Source organism: Streptomyces sp. NPDC051684, assembly GCF_044453445.1.
In the GTDB taxonomy this organism is placed as follows: Bacteria; Actinomycetota; Actinomycetes; order Streptomycetales; family Streptomycetaceae; genus Streptomyces.
Map to the genome: position 1 here is coordinate 355,535 of NZ_JBITCS010000001.1, position 16,143 is coordinate 371,677.

At 68.7% G+C, this 16,143-nt stretch carries 17 protein-coding genes; 3 read left to right on the plus strand and 14 right to left on the minus strand.

Annotated elements, in window-relative coordinates:
• Window position 1: 1 nt before the first annotated feature.
• The 14 genes from rplE to rpsJ all read right to left on the minus strand — a co-directional run bounded on the left by rplE (window position 2) and on the right by rpsJ (window position 6,739).
• The gene (gene rplE, locus ACIA8D_RS01710; RefSeq protein ID WP_306320972.1) at window positions 2-559 is read right to left on the minus strand and encodes a 50S ribosomal protein L5; all 558 of its coding nucleotides are present in this window, start codon (window positions 557-559) and stop codon (window positions 2-4) included.
• Window positions 559-882 carry a 50S ribosomal protein L24 gene (gene rplX, locus ACIA8D_RS01715; RefSeq protein WP_016645174.1) on the minus strand — a complete coding sequence of 108 codons (324 nt, stop codon included), beginning with the start codon at window positions 880-882 and terminating at the stop codon, window positions 559-561. The genes rplE and rplX overlap by 1 nt, the downstream gene beginning before the upstream one ends.
• A gap of 2 nt (window positions 883-884) precedes the next feature.
• A complete protein-coding gene (rplN, locus tag ACIA8D_RS01720; protein WP_003974257.1) occupies window positions 885-1,253 on the minus strand; it encodes a 50S ribosomal protein L14 in 369 nt (122 codons plus the stop codon).
• A 103-nt stretch (window positions 1,254-1,356) separates the two neighbouring features.
• On the minus strand, window positions 1,357-1,641 hold the full coding sequence (gene rpsQ, locus ACIA8D_RS01725) for a 30S ribosomal protein S17 (protein WP_266713085.1): 285 nt from the start codon (window positions 1,639-1,641) through the stop codon (window positions 1,357-1,359).
• The gene (gene rpmC / locus ACIA8D_RS01730) at window positions 1,641-1,865 is read right to left on the minus strand and encodes a 50S ribosomal protein L29 (protein ID WP_017949657.1); all 225 of its coding nucleotides are present in this window, start codon (window positions 1,863-1,865) and stop codon (window positions 1,641-1,643) included. The genes rpsQ and rpmC overlap by 1 nt, the downstream gene beginning before the upstream one ends.
• Entirely contained in the window at window positions 1,865-2,284 is a 420-nt protein-coding gene (gene rplP / locus ACIA8D_RS01735) for a 50S ribosomal protein L16 (RefSeq protein ID WP_018528356.1), read from the minus strand. Before rplP ends, rpmC begins: the two co-directional genes overlap by 1 nt.
• A gap of 5 nt (window positions 2,285-2,289) precedes the next feature.
• Entirely contained in the window at window positions 2,290-3,129 is an 840-nt protein-coding gene (gene rpsC, locus ACIA8D_RS01740) for a 30S ribosomal protein S3 (protein WP_055418365.1), read from the minus strand.
• The gene (rplV, locus tag ACIA8D_RS01745) at window positions 3,129-3,476 is read right to left on the minus strand and encodes a 50S ribosomal protein L22 (protein ID WP_385755885.1); all 348 of its coding nucleotides are present in this window, start codon (window positions 3,474-3,476) and stop codon (window positions 3,129-3,131) included. The genes rpsC and rplV overlap by 1 nt, the downstream gene beginning before the upstream one ends.
• 42 nt (window positions 3,477-3,518) lie before the next feature.
• Window positions 3,519-3,800: a 30S ribosomal protein S19 gene (rpsS, locus tag ACIA8D_RS01750; RefSeq protein ID WP_018528354.1), complete on the minus strand. Its 282-nt coding sequence runs from the start codon at window positions 3,798-3,800 to the stop codon at window positions 3,519-3,521.
• A 12-nt stretch (window positions 3,801-3,812) separates the two neighbouring features.
• Window positions 3,813-4,649 (minus strand): 50S ribosomal protein L2, encoded by an 837-nt coding sequence (rplB, locus tag ACIA8D_RS01755; protein ID WP_266713074.1) that lies wholly within the window; start codon window positions 4,647-4,649, stop codon window positions 3,813-3,815.
• 38 nt (window positions 4,650-4,687) lie between these two features.
• Window positions 4,688-5,107, minus strand: coding sequence for a 50S ribosomal protein L23 (gene rplW / locus ACIA8D_RS01760; RefSeq protein ID WP_399227913.1), 420 nt, complete (start codon window positions 5,105-5,107; stop codon window positions 4,688-4,690).
• Window positions 5,107-5,760, minus strand: coding sequence for a 50S ribosomal protein L4 (rplD, locus tag ACIA8D_RS01765; RefSeq protein WP_385755881.1), 654 nt, complete (start codon window positions 5,758-5,760; stop codon window positions 5,107-5,109). The genes rplW and rplD overlap by 1 nt, the downstream gene beginning before the upstream one ends.
• A gap of 8 nt (window positions 5,761-5,768) precedes the next feature.
• Window positions 5,769-6,413: a 50S ribosomal protein L3 gene (gene rplC / locus ACIA8D_RS01770; RefSeq protein WP_399227914.1), complete on the minus strand. Its 645-nt coding sequence runs from the start codon at window positions 6,411-6,413 to the stop codon at window positions 5,769-5,771.
• Between the two features lie 17 nt (window positions 6,414-6,430).
• Entirely contained in the window at window positions 6,431-6,739 is a 309-nt protein-coding gene (rpsJ, locus tag ACIA8D_RS01775) for a 30S ribosomal protein S10 (protein ID WP_003948644.1), read from the minus strand.
• A gap of 516 nt (window positions 6,740-7,255) precedes the next feature.
• Between rpsJ and ACIA8D_RS01780 the strand changes: the two genes are divergently transcribed.
• The 3 genes from ACIA8D_RS01780 to ACIA8D_RS01790 all read left to right on the plus strand — a co-directional run bounded on the left by ACIA8D_RS01780 (window position 7,256) and on the right by ACIA8D_RS01790 (window position 16,094).
• The gene (locus tag ACIA8D_RS01780) at window positions 7,256-8,176 is read left to right on the plus strand and encodes a LysR family transcriptional regulator (protein WP_399227915.1); all 921 of its coding nucleotides are present in this window, start codon (window positions 7,256-7,258) and stop codon (window positions 8,174-8,176) included.
• A 461-nt stretch (window positions 8,177-8,637) separates the two neighbouring features.
• On the plus strand, window positions 8,638-11,898 hold the full coding sequence (drmD, locus tag ACIA8D_RS01785; RefSeq protein ID WP_399227916.1) for a DISARM system SNF2-like helicase DrmD: 3,261 nt from the start codon (window positions 8,638-8,640) through the stop codon (window positions 11,896-11,898).
• The gene (locus ACIA8D_RS01790; protein ID WP_399227917.1) at window positions 11,898-16,094 is read left to right on the plus strand and encodes an Eco57I restriction-modification methylase domain-containing protein; all 4,197 of its coding nucleotides are present in this window, start codon (window positions 11,898-11,900) and stop codon (window positions 16,092-16,094) included. Before drmD ends, ACIA8D_RS01790 begins: the two co-directional genes overlap by 1 nt.
• Window positions 16,095-16,143: the final 49 nt, after the last annotated feature.

The following is a 16,143-nucleotide window of genomic DNA, read 5'->3' on the forward strand; positions in this document are numbered from 1 at the left end:
CTTACGCCTCCTTGAACGGGAAGCCGAGGTGACGCAGAAGGGCACGGCCCTCATCGTCGTTGGTCGCCGTGGTGACCACGGTGATGTCCATACCCCGGACGCGGTCGATCTTGTCCTGGTCGATCTCGTGGAACATGACCTGCTCCGTGAGACCGAAGGTGTAGTTGCCACGGCCGTCGAACTGCTTGGGGGACAGACCACGGAAGTCGCGGATGCGCGGGAGCGCGAGCGACAGGGTGCGGTCCAGGAACTCCCACATGCGGTCGCCACGGAGCGTGACGTGGGCACCGATCGGCTGACCCTCACGCAGCTTGAACTGCGCGATGGACTTGCGAGCCTTGGTGATGGCCGGCTTCTGGCCGGTGATCGTCGTGAGGTCACGGACGGCACCGTCCATGAGCTTCGAGTCACGGGCGGCGTCGCCGACACCCATGTTCACGACGACCTTCACGAGACCGGGGATCTGCATGACGTTCTCGTACGAGAACTCGTCCTGCAGCTTCGCCGTGATCTCCTCGCGGTACTTCGTCTTGAGACGCGGAGTGGTGGTGGTCGTCATCAGATGTCCTCACCCGTCCGCTTGGCAACGCGGATCTTGTTGCCCTCGTCGTCGAAGCGGTAACCGACGCGCGTGACAACCTTGTTGCCGTCCTTCTCCACGACCAGCTGGACGTTGGAGACGTGGACGGGGGCCTCGGTGGTCACGATGCCGCCGGCCTGCGAGCCGCTGGCGGTCGGGCCGGCCTTCGTGTGCTTCTTGACCCGGTTGACACCCTCGACCAGGACGCGCTCGTCGCGCGGGTAAGCGGCAATGACCTTGCCCTGCTTGCCCTTGTCCTTACCGGTGATGACCTGGACCAGGTCGCCCTTCTTGATCTTCATGCTTACAGCACCTCCGGCGCGAGCGAGATGATCTTCATGAACTTCTTCTCGCGCAGCTCACGGCCGACCGGGCCGAAGATACGGGTGCCGCGGGGGTCGCCGTCGTTCTTCAGAATGACGGCGGCGTTCTCGTCGAAGCGGATGTACGAGCCATCCGGACGGCGACGCTCCTTGACGGTGCGAACGATGACCGCCTTGACGACGTCACCCTTCTTCACGTTGCCACCGGGGATCGCGTCCTTCACGGTGGCGACGATGACGTCACCGATGCCCGCGTAGCGGCGACCCGAGCCACCGAGAACACGGATGGTGAGAATTTCCTTCGCACCCGTGTTGTCGGCGACGCGCAGTCGCGACTCCTGCTGGATCACGTCTATCTCCTGTTTGTCTGCCGGTTCCCGGCAGGGGCTTCTCTCTTACGAGAGGGCCCCTGCCGAGCCTGGCGGAACGAACTCTGAGGGATGCCTCAGAGAATTACTTGGCCTTCTCGAGGATCTCGACGATGCGCCAGCGCTTGCTCGCCGACAGCGGACGCGTCTCCATCAGGAGGACGCGGTCGCCGACACCGGCAGCGTTCTGCTCGTCGTGCGCCTTGAGCTTGTTCGTACGGCGGATGACCTTGCCGTACAGGGCGTGCTTGACGCGGTCCTCGACAGCGACGACGACGGTCTTGTCCATCTTGTCGCTGACAACAAGGCCCTCACGGGTCTTGCGGAAGCCGCGGGCGGCGGTCTCTTCAGTCACAGTCTTCTCGCTCATCAGGCGCTCTCCACCGTCTCGATGCCCAGCTCGCGCTCGCGCATGAGGGTGTAGATCCGCGCGATGTCCTTGCGGACGGCCTTGAGCCGGCCGTGGTTCTCGAGCTGACCCGTCGCCGCCTGGAAGCGGAGGTTGAACAGCTCTTCCTTGGCCTCGCGGAGCTTGGCGACAAGCTCCTCGTTGCCCAGCTCGCGCAGCTCAGACGCCTTGGTTCCGGCCGACATCACGCTTCACCTGCCTCGCGCTTGACGATCTTGCACTTCATCGGCAGCTTGTGAGCTGCACGAGTCAGCGCCTCGCGCGCGGTCTTCTCGTTGGGGTACGACAGCTCGAACATGACGCGTCCGGGCTTGACGTTGGCGACCCACCACTCCGGCGAACCCTTACCGGAACCCATGCGGGTCTCGGCAGGCTTCTTGGTGAGGGGGCGGTCCGGGTAGATGTTGATCCAGACCTTGCCGCCACGCTTGATGTGACGCGTCATGGCGATACGAGCGGCCTCGATCTGACGGTTCGTCACGTACGCCGGGGTGAGGGCCTGAATGCCGTACTCACCGAACGCAACCTGCGTGCCACCCTTGGACATACCGCTGCGCTTCGGGTGGTGCTGCTTGCGGTGCTTGACCCTACGGGGGATCAGCATTTCGGTCAGGCCTCCGTTCCGGTGCTCTCAGCCGGAGCGGCAGCTGCGGCGGGAGCGTCGGCCTTGGGGGCCTCCGCAGCCGGCGCGGACTGCTGCTGCGGCTTGCGACCGCGACCGCCACGCTCGCCACCACGGCCACCACGGGCCGGGCGGTCGTTGCCGCCACGGGCCGGACGGTTACCGGCGCGGGCTGCGGCGTTCTCGGCGCGAACCTCGGCGATGTTCTTGACGTCGCCCTTGTAGATCCAGACCTTCACGCCGATGCGGCCGAAGGTCGTCTTGGCCTCGAAGAAGCCGTAGTCCACGTTGGCGCGGAGCGTGTGCAGGGGCACACGGCCCTCGCGGTAGAACTCCGAACGGGACATCTCGGCACCGCCGAGACGACCGCCACACTGGATCTTGATGCCCTTGGCGCCGGCCTTCATCGTGCCCTGCATGCTCTTACGCATGGCGCGACGGAAGGAGACGCGGGAGGACAGCTGCTCGGCGACGGCCTGGGCCACCAGCTGAGCGTCGGTCTCCGGGCTCTTCACCTCGAGGATGTTGAGCTGGACCTGCTTGCCCGTGAGCTTCTCGAGGTCACCGCGGATGCGGTCGGCCTCGGCGCCACGGCGGCCGATGACGATGCCGGGACGAGCGGTGTGGATGTCCACACGCACGCGGTCACGGGTGCGCTCGATCTCAACCTTCGAGATGCCGGCGCGCTCCATGCCGGACGTCATCATCCGACGGATGGCGACGTCTTCCTTGACGTAGTCCTTGTACAGCTTGTCGGCGTACCAACGCGACTTGAAGTCGGTCGTGACACCGAGCCGGAACCCGTGCGGGTTTACCTTCTGGCCCATTACCGGGTTCCTTCCTTGCTGCTGACGACCACGGTGATGTGGCTGGTCCGCTTACGGATCCGGTAGGCACGGCCCTGAGCACGCGGACGGAACCGCTTCAGGGTCGGGCCCTCGTCCACGTACGCCTCGCTGATGAACAGCGAAGAGGCGTCAGGGTGGTCGTAGTTGTGCGCGGCGTTGGCGATGGCGCTGTCGAGCACCTTGCCCACCGGCTGGCTAGCGGCCTGCGGGGCGAAACGCAGGACCGCCTGAGCCTCCGTGGCATCCATGCCACGGATGAGGTCCACCACGCGGCGGGCCTTCATGGGCGTGACGCGGATGTACCGCGCCTGGGCCCTGGCTTCCATGGTTGTCCCTTCGGTGTTAGTCATAGTCGATTCCACCCCGCCTTAGCGGCGCTTCGACTTCCGGTCGTCCTTGACGTGACCCCGGAAGGTGCGCGTCGGCGAGAACTCGCCGAGCTTGTGGCCGACCATCGACTCGGTGACGAACACCGGGATGTGGGTCTTGCCGTTGTGCACCGCGATCGTGTGACCCAGCATGCTGGGGATGATCATCGAGCGGCGGGACCAGGTCTTGATGACGTTCTTGGAACCGGCTTCGTTCTGAGCGTCCACCTTCTTCACGAGGTGGCCGTCGACGAAGGGTCCCTTCTTGAGACTGCGCGGCATCTAAACCCGCTCCTAGCGCTTCTTGTTCGACTTGCGGCGGCGGACGATGTACTTGTTGCTCGCCTTGTTGCGATCACGAGTACGACCCTCCTTCTGGCCCCACGGCGAGACCGGGTGGCGACCACCGGAGGTCTTGCCTTCACCACCACCGTGCGGGTGGTCAACCGGGTTCATGACGACACCACGCACGGTCGGGCGGACGCCCTTCCAGCGCATGCGGCCGGCCTTGCCCCAGTTGATGTTGCTCTGCTCGGCGTTGCCGACCTCGCCGACGGTGGCGCGGCAGCGCACGTCGACCAGGCGGATCTCGCCGGAGGGCATACGAAGGTGGGCCATCGAGCCCTCCTTCGCGAGCAGCTGCACGGAGGCACCCGCGGAGCGGGCGAACTTGGCGCCACCACCGGGACGGAGCTCGATCGCGTGGATCGTGGTACCGACCGGGATGTTGCGGAGCGCCAGGTTGTTACCGGGCTTGATGTCGGCAGCGGGGCCGTTCTCCACCTTGGCGCCCTGCGCGAGACCGCGCGGAGCCAGGATGTAGCGCTTCTCGCCGTCCGCGTAGTGCAGGAGCGCGATGCGCGCAGTGCGGTTCGGGTCGTACTCGATGTGAGCGACCTTCGCCGGCACGCCGTCCTTGTCGTGACGACGGAAGTCGATCACTCGGAAGGCGCGCTTGTGTCCGCCACCCTGGTGGCGAACGGTGATCCGACCGGCGTTGTTACGGCCGCCCTTGCTGTGCAGCGGGCGGACCAGCGACTTCTCCGGCGTGGACCGCGTTACCTCGACGAAGTCGGCGACGCTGGAGCCACGACGGCCCGGCGTAGTCGGCTTGTACTTGCGGATTCCCATTTCTCAGTCCTCGTCCGATATTCGGACCAGGGTCTCCGTTAGGAGGCCTGGCCGAAGATGTCGATACGGTCGCCCTCAGCGAGGGTCACGATGGCGCGCTTGGTGTCGGCACGCTTGCCGAACCCGGTGCGCGTACGCTTCCGCTTGCCCTGACGGTTGATCGTGTTGACGCCGGTGACCTTGACCGAGAAGACCGCCTCGACGGCCTGCTTGATCTGGGTCTTGTTGGCGCCGGGGGCCACGACGAACGTGTACTTGCCCTCGTCGAGAAGCGCGTACGACTTCTCGGAGACGACCGGCTTGACGAGGACGTCGCGCGGGTCCGAGAAGGACTTGCTCAGCGGGGTCGGCTCAACGGCGACCTTGCCCTCGGTTGCGATGCGCTTCGCCTTGGCGACGCGCGCGGCCTTGGCGGCCTTCGCAGCCTTGGAGGCAATGCTCGGGTGACGCGTAGCCATCAGGCCTCGCTCCCTTCGGTGTCAGCGGCCTTGGGGCCAGACACGAAGGACTCGAAAGCGGCCTTGGTGAAGACCACGTCGTCCGAGACGAGAACGTCGTACGTGTTCAGCTGGCCCGGCTCCAGGATGTGGACCTGGGGCAGGTTGCGGGCGGAGAGCCACGCGGCCTCGTCGGCGCGGTCGACGACCAGGAGCAGGTTCTTGCGCTCCGAGACCTTGCCGAACAGCGTCTTGGCGGCCTTCGTGGAGACCTCGCCCTCGACCACGCCGGAGACGACGTGGATGCGAGCGTTGCGGGCCCGGTCGGTGAGGGCGTGACGCAGCGCGGCAGCCTTCATCTTCTTCGGGGTCCGCTGCGAGTAGTCGCGCGGCACGGGGCCGTGGACGACGCCACCGCCGGCGAACTGCGGCGCACGGGTCGAACCCTGGCGCGCGCGGCCGGTGCCCTTCTGGCGGTAAGGCTTCTTGCCACCACCGCGGACTTCACCGCGGCGCTTGGTCTTGTGCGTGCCCTGACGGGCAGCGGCCAGCTGAGCGACGACGACCTGGTGAAGCAGCGGAACGCTGATCTTCTCTACGTCGAAGATCTCCGCGGGGAGCTCGACGGTCCCGGTCTTGTCGCCTGCCGGCGAAAGGATGTCAACAGTGCTCATCGGTTACCTCAGGCCCCCTTGGTCGCGGTACGGACCAGGACGAGGCCGCCGTTCGGACCAGGAACCGCGCCCTTGATGAGCAGCAGACCCTTCTCCGCGTCAACGGCGTGGACGGTCAGGTTCTGGGTGGTGACCCGCTCGTTGCCCATGCGACCCGCCATGCGGGTTCCCTTGAACACACGGCCGGGGGTGGCGCAGCCGCCGATCGAGCCCGGCTTGCGGTGGATGCGGTGGGCACCGTGGGAGGCCTTGCCGCCCTTGAAGTTGTGCCGCTTCATGCCACCGGCGAAGCCCTTGCCCTTGCTCTGGCCGGTCACGTCCACCTTGACGCCGCCGTCGAACACCTCAGCGGTGATCTCCTGGCCGAGGGAGTACTCGGACGCGTCCGGCGTACGAATCTCGACGAGGTGGCGGCGGGGGGTGACATCGGCCTTGGCGAAGTGGCCCTTGAGGGGCTTGTTCACCTTGCGCGGGTCGATCTCGCCGAAGGCGAGCTGGACGGAGTCGTAACCGTCGACGTCGTTGGTACGAACCTGGGTGATCACGTTCGGACCGGCCTTGACGACGGTGACCGGAACAACACGGTTGTTCTCGTCCCACACCTGCGTCATGCCGAGCTTCTCGCCCAGGATGCCCTTGATCTGCTTAGTCATCTTCAGATCACCGGCCCTCAGAGCTTGATCTCGATGTCGACGCCGGCCGGAAGGTCGAGTCGCATCAGGGAGTCAACGGTCTTCGGAGTCGGGTCGAGGATGTCGATGAGGCGCTTGTGCGTGCGCATCTCGAAGTGCTCGCGAGAATCCTTGTACTTGTGCGGCGACTTGATGACGCAGTACACGTTCTTCTCGGTAGGCAGCGGCACCGGGCCCGCGACCGACGCACCAGTGCGGGTCACCGTCTCGACGATCTTCTTCGCCGAGGAGTCGATGACCTCGTGGTCGTAGGCCTTGAGCCGGATGCGGATCTTCTGTCCCGCCATGGCTACTTAGTAGTCCTGTCTCTCGTAACGCTCTGGAGCTCGGGGGCCCTGTTTCACACTTCCTCCGCCCCACGCGGTCGGGCGTGTCGCAGTCCCGCTGACAGAAATATCCGCATGGATGTCCCTGCTAAGGGGTCTGCGGCCAAGACCGCATGTACACGGGGGAAGAAACCCACCGAGCGCCTGGCCAAGGAGCCGCGCTGACACTTCCCGGAAGATTCCCGTACGTCCGGCCGATTGCTACCCCGAGGGATAGATACAGCCGACGAGTACTGTGGGACTCGCTTCCGGTCCTCCCGGCGGGAGGCGCGCAGCATCGGCACTCAACCGAGCAACCCCGACAGTCTGCCACACAGGGCATGTCCAGGGCCAATCGAGCCGAAGAGAGTACCCCCTCAGTGACGAAGGTCAAACCAGGGGTGTCCGTGTCGCGCTCCCGTACCCGCTCACCGTACGCCCCGCATTGGCCTGTACCAGCCCCTTGCTCCCGCTGCCCGCACGCCTCAAGCTCCCTTCATGGAGCTGGAGTTGCGGCATCTCAGGACGGTCCGGGCGATCTCCGATGCGGACAGCCTCACCAGGGCGGCGACCGCGCTGGGGCTCGCACAGCCCGCACTGAGCGCCCAGCCCAGGCGCATCGAACGAACACTCGGCGGAGAACTGTTCGAGCGCGGGCGGCACGGGGTGCGCGCCACCGCACTCGGCGAGCTGGTCCTGGAGCGCGCCGGGATCGTCCTCCCCGCCGTGTCCGGGCTGCAACAGGAGGCGACCCGGTTCGCCCGCGCCCGGCGGACCCGTGAGCGGCTGCGGCTCGGCGGCACGCACGGCCCGCTGCTCGGCGCCCTGGTCGACCGGCTCGCAGAGGAGCTGCCGGACACCGCCGTGACGACCCGCGCCTCCTGGTCCGAGCGGGAGCTCGCGGACCACGTGGACCAGGGCCTGCTCGACTTCGCCCTGCTCGGCACCTGCGGCGCCGCTCCCCCGCCGGGCCCCGCCCACCTGGAGTGGCGGGAGATCGCCCTGGACCCGGTCTGCGTGATGCTGCCCGACGGGCATCCGGAAGCACACCGCGGCGAGGTCGACCTGGCCGCGCTCGCCGCCGAGGCCTGGGCCTGCGTGCCCGGCGACGGCTGCTTCGCGGACTGCTTCACGGCGGCGTGCGCCCGCGCCGGCTTCACCCCGCGCCGCATGTACGAGACGGACACCGCGTCCTGCGCGCACCTGGTGCGGGTCGGCCGGGCGGTGGGCCTGTGCCGGGCCACGTTCCCGCCGACGCCCGGCATCACCGTGCGCCCGCTCGCCGGGGCCCCGCTGCTGTGGCGGCATCTGCTGGGGCTGCACCCCGGCGCCCAGCACCCGGACACCGCCGCGCTGCTGTTCGCGCAGGCCAGGGCCGCGCACGCGGACGCCGCGCGCACCGCCGCTGAGCTTCCATAACGCCGGGCCCCGGGGTCGGCTGACGTCTTATGCGGCCCGGCCCCGGCTCCTACGGTTTCGGCACCTCCCCACCGACACGACCGAAACCGAGGAGACGCCATGCTCCACAGACGCACCAGGGCCGTGTGCGCGGCCCTGACGACGTCGGCCGCACTGATCGTCGCGGGGCTCGGCAGTTCCGCGACGGCCGCGCCCGCACCCCCGGCCGCCGAGACGCTCCGCACCGACGAGGCCCCGCCCGCCCTGCTGAACGCCATGCAGCGGGACCTCGGCCTCGACCGCGCGCAGGCCCGGCAGCGGCGGGCCTCTCTCTCCCCCCGACGCACGGCCGTGGCTGTGGCGGCCGGAGCAGGCCAAGGCTTGAGCGGAACGCCCCAGTCCTCCCTCTTACGGCCGTAAGCTGCATGGACAGCAGGGACGCGGGGGCACAGCCGCCGATGGAGTGACGGGAGCACGCACAAATGACCGGTCCGACCGCACTCGTAAGCACCGACGACGAAGATGCGGCCCTGCCGGTCCATGTTCACGGGCTCCCGTCCCCGGGGCAGGTCGTGACCGTACGCAACCGGCCATGGATCGTGTCCGACGTGACCCGCTCAGGTATGGCCTCCGACGATCCCACCCGTGCGGCGGACGCGAACGCGCCCCACCTCGTCTCGCTCGTCTCCTACGAGCCCGACGCCCGCGACGAGGAGCTTCGCGTGGTGTGGGAGCTGGAACAGGGCACTGCGGTCAGTGACAGCGACGAGCTGCCCACCCCCGCCGACGGGTTCGACGATCCGGACCGCTTGGACTCGTTCCTGGACGCGGTGCGCTGGGGCGCCATCACGTCCGCCGAGAAGACGGCTCTTCAGGCGCCTTTCCGGTCGGGCGTCGAGTTCCAGGAGTATCAGTTGGACCCGGTGGTCCGGGCGCTGTCGATGCCTCGGACGAACCTGCTCATCGCGGACGACGTGGGTCTCGGCAAGACGGTCGAAGCCGGTCTGGTGATGCAGGAGCTCATGCTGCGCCACCGTGCCCGCACCATGCTGATCGTCTGCCCCGCCGGGCTCACACTGCAGTGGCGGGACGAGATGCGGGACAAGTTCGGCCTGGACTTCCGCATCGTGGACACCAAGCTGTTGCGCGAGTTGCGGCGCGAGCGCGGCCCCTACGCGAACCCCTGGAACCACTTTCCACGCCTGATCGTCTCCGTGGACTGGCTGAAGCGGGAGCGCCCGCTGCGCATGCTGCGCGAGGTGCTGCCTCAGGTCCCGGGCTACCCGCGCGCCTTCGACCTTTTGGTCGTGGACGAGGTGCACACCTGCGCGCCGTCGGGCAACGGGCAGTACGCGGTCGACTCGGACCGTACCCGGGCGGTGCGTGCGCTCGCTCCGCACTGCGAGCACCGTCTGTTCCTGTCGGCCACCCCGCACAACGGCTATCTGAATTCCTTCACCGCACTCCTGGAACTGCTCGACGATCACCGCTTCGCGCGCGGGGTCCAGCCGTCACGGGAGCAGCTGCGCCGCGTCATGGTGCGCCGCCTGAAGTCGGAGCTACCGCCGGACTGGGAGGGCAAGTCCCGTTTCCCCCGGCGCGTTCCGCACGCCCTGGAAGTCAGGTACGAGGACGAGGCGCGTCGCGCGTACGCGACGCTGGCCAAGTACGCGCGCTCGCGCCGGGAGTCCGGTTCCGGTAAAGCCGAGCGGACCGCGTCGGACTTCGTGACGACTCTGCTGAAGAAACGCTTCCTGTCATCGCCGAAGGCCTTCGCGGAGACCATCGACGTACATCTGGAAACGATGGAAAAGCGGGATTCTCCCGCCCCGCTGCCCGAAGCCCCCAGCGAGCGCGTCCTGCGTCCCCTGATCGAGCAGGTCGAGGAGACGGCGGAGTCCGACGAACAGCACACCCAAGCCGCCGAGCAGGCCCTGACCGCCGTACGCCGGGCGACCCGCCCGCTGTCCGACACCGAGCGCGCCCAGCTGAAAGAACTGAGTGGCTGGGCGCGGCAGGCCGCGCTGCGTCCGGACGCGAAGTTCGCGGCGCTGCGTGACTGGCTCGGCCGGCAGGTCTGCAAGCAGGGCCCCAAGGGCGAATGGGAGCCGACCCGCGTGATCGTGTTCACCGAGTACCGGGACACACAGCGCTGGCTGCACGAGCGGCTGCTCGCCGACGGCTTCCCCAAGGAGCGGATCACTCTCCTGTACGGCGGCCAGAAGCTGGAGGAGCGGGAGCACGTCAAGGCCGTGTTCCAGGAGGATCCCAGCCTGTCTGACGTCCGGATCCTGCTGGCCACTGATGCCGCGAGCGAGGGCATCAACCTCCAGGCACACTGTCACAGCCTGCTCCACTGGGAGATCCCGTGGAACCCGAACCGCCTGGAGCAACGCAACGGCCGCATCGACCGGCACGGCCAGCGGGCCGAGACGGTGGACGTGTTCCACTTCGTCCCCGAGGGCTGGCAAGGGTTCACGGCCGAGGACACCGACTCCGCGCACGACAGCGGCACGCTGGAGGACGAGCTGCACTTCCTCGCCGTGGCCGCTCGCAAGACGGAGCAGATCAGGGAAGACCTCGGCAACGCGGGCCAGGTGATCGCCGCCCAGGTCGAGCAGAAGATGCTGGGGCGGCGCTCGGACTGGTCGACTGCCGACGCGGAGATCGCCAAGCGGTCGGGCCGCGAGATGCTCAAGTTCGACCGGGACCTGGCCCGCGAGATGGAGAAGCTGGTAGAGGAGCTGTCCTCCAGCCGCACCGCCCTGCACCTCAACGCGGACACCCTCAAGCGGGTCGTCCGGACCGCCCTCGACCTGGCCCACAACAAGGACCTGACCGAGGTCCCGGACCCCCATCCCCCGGCCGCCCCCAAGTCCCCGGCCCGCTGCTACCGGCTGCCCCAGCTGCCCGGTACCTGGGCGCACGCCCGCAACGACGGCCTGCGCCACCCGCTGACCGGCGTCGAGCGCCCGGTCGTCTTCGAGGAGTCGGAGGCCCGCGGCCGCACCGACGTGGTCCTGCTGCACCTGGGCCACCGCCTCGTGCAGATGTGCCTGCGGCTGCTGCGCGCCGAACTGTGGCCGCACGGCCGCAAGGCGAAGCTGGCCCGCGTGACGGCCCGAGTGGTCCCTTCCGAGCTGCTGCGCACGCCGGCCGTCGTGGCGCACGGCCGCGTGGTCATCTCCGGCGGCAGCGGTGCCCGGCTGCACGAAGAGGTCATCGCGGCGGGCGGCACCGTCGAGGGCGGGCAGTTGCAGCGCGCCCGCCAGGACGAGGTGGACGCATGGCTGGCCGCCGCCACCGGCCAAGAGCCGCCGGAGCCCGTCACCGAACGGCTGGCGGCACTGTGGGAGTCCGGCATAGAGGACCGTCTCGGCCGCGCGCTGCGCACCCGCGCGAACCAGCGCTTCAAGACGCTGCGGCGCACGATGGAGGAACGCTGCGAGCAGGAGGTGGACGGTGTCACCCAGGTCCTGACCGACCTGGAGCGCTCCATCCGCGACCGGCTCGACAACAGCGACTACTGGAGTCAGGGCTCGCTCTTCGACATCGACGACGAGCGCACCCAGCTCAACACCGACAAGGAAGCCCTCAAAGAACGGGTGCGCAAGATCCCGTCCCTGATCGAGTCCGAGACCGAGGCGCTGCGCCGCCGCTGGGCCGATCCGACACCGCGCTGGTTCCCCGTCTGTGTCACCTTCCTTGTCCCGTCCGACCTCGTCCGAGGAGCTCAGTCCTGATGCCGCCCGCCACCCGCACCAAGGTCCCGCACGGGCACATCCCCTCCCCGGAGGAGCAGCACGAGGAGTGGCTGAAGCTACTGCGGCCCGACGGCCCGTTCGTGTCGCTGCCCGTGCTCAAGCAGGTGTTCCCGCAGGGCCTGGACGACGTACCGAAGGACACGAAGGCCCGGCTGCGGCAGGCCTGGGCCGAGGTGCAGGCGTCACCGCAGGAGCTGCGGCACGGCTGGGAGAACCTGGTCCTGTCCGAACTCCTCGGCTGGCGCGGCGGGTTGAAGGAGGGAGCCGAGCTGCCGCCGACCCTGCGCGCCGGCGCGAACACCCCGGACGCGGCGCTGCTCGGCCCGTCTCCCGAGGGCCTGCGTCCGCGCGTCATCCTCTTCCGTACGGAGGGCTGGGCCGACGCCCTCGACCAGGGCAAGGGCGACCAGCCCTCCCTCCTCGACCGGGCAGCGGACTTGGCGCGCTGGCGCGAGGTCCCGCTAGCCGTCGTCACCAACGGCCGCGTGTGGGCGCTGGTCCACGCCCGCCCGAAGGAGGCACAGACGGTCGCGCTCTTCGACGCGGACCTGTGGTTCGAGGAACCCCTCCTGCTGCGCGCCTTCGCAAGCCTGCTGCACGCACGCCGCGCCGCGCTGCCCGCCACCGACCCCCAGGGCGAGCACACGTCGTCGCTCGCGGCCCTGTTCGCGCGGACGGCCGACGAGCACGCCGAGGTCACCGACACCCTCGGCCGCCAGGTCCGCGCGGCCGTGTCCCTCCTCGTCGCGGAACTCTCCCGCCTGGACCGCGAGTCCCGTGGCGAACTCCTCGCCGCCGTCGAGGACGACAAGCGGGTCTACGAGTCGGCGCTGACGGTGATGATGCGCCTGGTCTTCCTCCTCTACGCGGAGGAACAACACCTGCTCCCGTACGGCGCCGACCTGTACGACGACTCGTACGGCGTCGGCCCGCTGCACGAGGAGCTGAAGGCGGCTCGTGCACTGGACACGGACGAGACGATCGACCGGCGGGCCGCGGCCTGGCCGCGCCTGCTCGCCCTGTTCGGCGCGATCCATGGCGGCTGTCTCCACGACGAGCTGTGGATCCCCGCGTACGGCGGCTCCCTCTTCGACCCGGCGCGCTTCCCGTGGCTGACCGACGCCACGGTCACCGACCAGGTCGTGTACGAGATCCTGCACGCCCTGCTCACCCTGCGCCGCAAGGGGGTTCGCGGAGAAGAAGCGCTCTCCTACAAGGGCCTGGACGTCGAGCAGATCGGCCACGTCTACGAGGGCCTGCTGGAGTACGGCTGCACCCGCGCGACCGAGCCCTACGTCGGAGTCGTCCTCGGCCGCGACAGACAGTACGACGCGGTGCTGCCGCTCGCCGACCTGGAAGCCTGGCACGCACAGGGCGGTACAGCCCTGGCCACGGCCCTGAAGGCGGCGACGGGCGGCGTCACCGCGAGCCAGGTCACGTCGGCGATGTCCCGCGCGACCGGCACGGTCACCGCGGAACTGCACGCCGCCGCCGACAACGACGAGGCACTCGCGGCCCGCGTCGCCGCCTTCCTGCCCCTGGTCGGCGAGGACCTGCGCGACGCGCCGATGGTGTACCCGGCGGGTTCGGTGGTGATGGTCCGCTCCGGCGACCGCCGCAACACCGGCACGCACTACACGCCCAAGGAGCTGGCGGAGGAGGTCGTCGAACACACCCTCGCCCCAATGTGCTTCTCCCCGGTCCCGGCGGACGGCGCGGAACAGGGCGTACGGCAGGCCAAGTCGGCGGACGAGCTGCTCAAGCTGCGCGTGCTTGACCCGGCGATGGGTTCGGGCGCGTTCCTCGTCTCGGCCTGCCGTTACCTGTCGGAGCGGGTGGTGGAGGCGTGGCTGCGGGACGGACTGCCGCGGGAGATCGCCCAGGACGTGGGCGAGGACGACCATGAGGCGCTGCGCCGCGTGGCCCGCCGCTTGGTCGCCAACAGCTGCCTGTACGGGGTCGACCGCGACCCGATGGCGGTGGAACTGGCGAAGCTGTCGCTGTGGCTGGTGACGCTGTCCAAGGACCACCCGTTCTCGTTCCTGGACCACGCGCTGCGCTGCGGCGACTCGCTGCTCGGCGTGACGGACGTGGCGCAGGTCGAGGCGTTCCATCTCGACTGGCGGGGACGGCAGTTGAGCGAGGAGGTCTCGCGCGCCCTGGAGGTCACGCAGACAGTCCTGTCGGACGCGGCGACTCTCCGTACGGAGATCGAGGCGACGCCCGTCGACGACATCCGGGACGTCCGGGCCAAGTCGGCGAAGCTCCACGAGGCGGAGGCGCTGTCGGAGCGGCTGCGGCTGGCCGCCGACGCGGTGGTGGGCGCGGCGCTGGCCGCCGAGGGCATCTCCGACGAGGAGGCCGCGGAGCTCACGGGTGAGGAGAACACGGGCGGGACGCGGGGCCGGGCCCGTTTCGCCGACGCCAAGGAGGACGCGAAGGCGCGTGCCTACCGGTACTGCCTGGAGTCGGTGGCGGGACTTGTCGCTACGGCGGTGGGCGGGGGCCCCGGTTCGGAGGCGGCGGCCACGGAGGCCCGGGGGATCGTGGACGGGTGGCTGAAGGGACCCCGGGCGGCGGCGGTGCGGCCGTTGCACTGGCCGTTGGAGTTTCCGGAGATTGTGGGGGTGGGGGGATCCGGCGGGTTCGACGCGGTGGTCGGCAACCCGCCGTTCATCGGAGGCAAGAAGCTCACGGGAGCTCTGGGCCAGGACTACCGGGAGTACCTGGTCAACCGGATCGCGGGCGGCACGCGGGGGCACGCCGACCTGTGCGCGTACTTCCTGCTGCGGAACCTGTCGATCGCGCCGGGACGCCGCACGGGGATCATCGCCACGAACACGATTGCGCAGGGCGATACGCGGGAGGTCGGCCTCGACCGGGCGACGGAGGCCGGCTGGACGGTGTACCGGGCGGTGAAGACGCAGGAGTGGCCGGGGACGGCGTCGGTTGTTGTGTCGCTGGTGTGGCTGGGCGGGGAGCAAGGGGCGGGTGAGGAACCGTACTTGGATGGGAAGCCGGTGCAGGGGATCACATCGGGGCTGGATCCGCGGTCGCGGGTAAGCGGGAAGCCATACCGGCTTGCGGCTAACGAGGCCCAGTCGTACCAGGGGTCGATTGTGCTGGGTAAGGGCTTCGTGCTGGAGCCCGAGGTGGCTGAGGCTCTCATCGCGAAGGACCCGCGTAACAAGGACGTACTGTTCCCGTATCTGAACGGGGAGGACCTCAATCAGCGGCCCGGCTCCACGGCCAGCCGCTGGGTCATCAACTTCCACGACTGGTCCGAGGAAGAGGCCGCCGAGTACGAGGAGGTCTTCGAGATCGCGGAGCGGGACGTCAAGCCGGTCCGGCAGCGGAAGAAGGACGACGGGACGTACGCGCTGCGTACGCCGTTGCCGCAGCGGTGGTGGCACTACGCGGACAAGCGGCCGGAGTTGTACGCGATGATCGCGGATCTGGAACGGGTGATCGTGATCGCCCGTGTCAGCAAGACGGCGATGCCAGCTCTGATCCCAACTGACCAGGTCGTGAGCGAGCAGATCATCGTGTTCCCCTTGTCGAACACCGCTCAGCTGTCCGCGCTATCCAGCTCGCTCCACTACTGGTGGACCCTCAAGCACTCGGGGGACATGCGAGGCGACCTCCGCTACACACCCTCCGACGCCTACGAAACCTTCCCCCGCCCCGACGAAACCCCCCGCCTCCACGCCGCAGGTGACGCCCTCGAATCCGCCCAGCACACGTCCATGTCCACCCGGACCATCGGCCTGACCAAGCTGTACAACCTCGTCCACGACGAGTCCGAGACCGCCCCCGACATCCAGGCCGTCCGCGACGCCCACGTCGAGGTCGACCAGGCGGTGGCCGAGTCGTACAGCTGGCAAGACCTTGACCTGAAGCACGGGTTCTACGACACCCGGCAGGGCCCCCGCTACACCATCGCCCCCGACGTACAGACCGAGGTCCTGGACCGGCTCCTCGAACTCAACCACGCCCGCTACCAAGCGGAGCTGGAGGCGGGCCTGCACAACCCGGACGCGAAGAAGCGCCGAGCCGCCGCCCGCAAAGAAAAGGTCAAGGCATACGCGGCCCGGCGCCGCCGGAGTCGAGCAGCCACCCAGGGGGGCGGCTTCGAGGACGACGGACTGTTCCCGGAGCCCGACGCACTGTTCTGATCCAGACAGACCTGCGCCCCCGCCCTCGGCATCAACGAGGGTAGGGGCG

What these genes read in the sequence shown, in the direction of transcription:
- rplE (WP_306320972.1), bottom strand. Translation starts at nt 559, where the DNA reads ATGACGACCACCACCACTCCGCGTCTCAAGACGAAGTACCGCGAGGAG.
- rplX (WP_016645174.1), bottom strand. Translation starts at nt 882, where the DNA reads ATGAAGATCAAGAAGGGCGACCTGGTCCAGGTCATCACCGGTAAGGAC.
- rpsQ (WP_266713085.1), bottom strand. Translation starts at nt 1,641, where the DNA reads ATGAGCGAGAAGACTGTGACTGAAGAGACCGCCGCCCGCGGCTTCCGC.
- rpmC (WP_017949657.1), bottom strand. Translation starts at nt 1,865, where the DNA reads ATGTCGGCCGGAACCAAGGCGTCTGAGCTGCGCGAGCTGGGCAACGAG.
- rplP (WP_018528356.1), bottom strand. Translation starts at nt 2,284, where the DNA reads ATGCTGATCCCCCGTAGGGTCAAGCACCGCAAGCAGCACCACCCGAAG.
- rpsC (WP_055418365.1), bottom strand. Translation starts at nt 3,129, where the DNA reads ATGGGCCAGAAGGTAAACCCGCACGGGTTCCGGCTCGGTGTCACGACC.
- rplV (WP_385755885.1), bottom strand. Translation starts at nt 3,476, where the DNA reads ATGGAAGCCAGGGCCCAGGCGCGGTACATCCGCGTCACGCCCATGAAG.
- rpsS (WP_018528354.1), bottom strand. Translation starts at nt 3,800, where the DNA reads ATGCCGCGCAGTCTCAAGAAGGGACCCTTCGTCGACGGCCACCTCGTG.
- rplB (WP_266713074.1), bottom strand. Translation starts at nt 4,649, where the DNA reads ATGGGAATCCGCAAGTACAAGCCGACTACGCCGGGCCGTCGTGGCTCC.
- rplW (WP_399227913.1), bottom strand. Translation starts at nt 5,107, where the DNA reads ATGGCTACGCGTCACCCGAGCATTGCCTCCAAGGCTGCGAAGGCCGCC.
- rplD (WP_385755881.1), bottom strand. Translation starts at nt 5,760, where the DNA reads ATGAGCACTGTTGACATCCTTTCGCCGGCAGGCGACAAGACCGGGACC.
- rplC (WP_399227914.1), bottom strand. Translation starts at nt 6,413, where the DNA reads ATGACTAAGCAGATCAAGGGCATCCTGGGCGAGAAGCTCGGCATGACG.
- rpsJ (WP_003948644.1), bottom strand. Translation starts at nt 6,739, where the DNA reads ATGGCGGGACAGAAGATCCGCATCCGGCTCAAGGCCTACGACCACGAG.
- ACIA8D_RS01780 (WP_399227915.1), top strand. Translation starts at nt 7,256, where the DNA reads ATGGAGCTGGAGTTGCGGCATCTCAGGACGGTCCGGGCGATCTCCGAT.
- drmD (WP_399227916.1), top strand. Translation starts at nt 8,638, where the DNA reads ATGACCGGTCCGACCGCACTCGTAAGCACCGACGACGAAGATGCGGCC.
- ACIA8D_RS01790 (WP_399227917.1), top strand. Translation starts at nt 11,898, where the DNA reads ATGCCGCCCGCCACCCGCACCAAGGTCCCGCACGGGCACATCCCCTCC.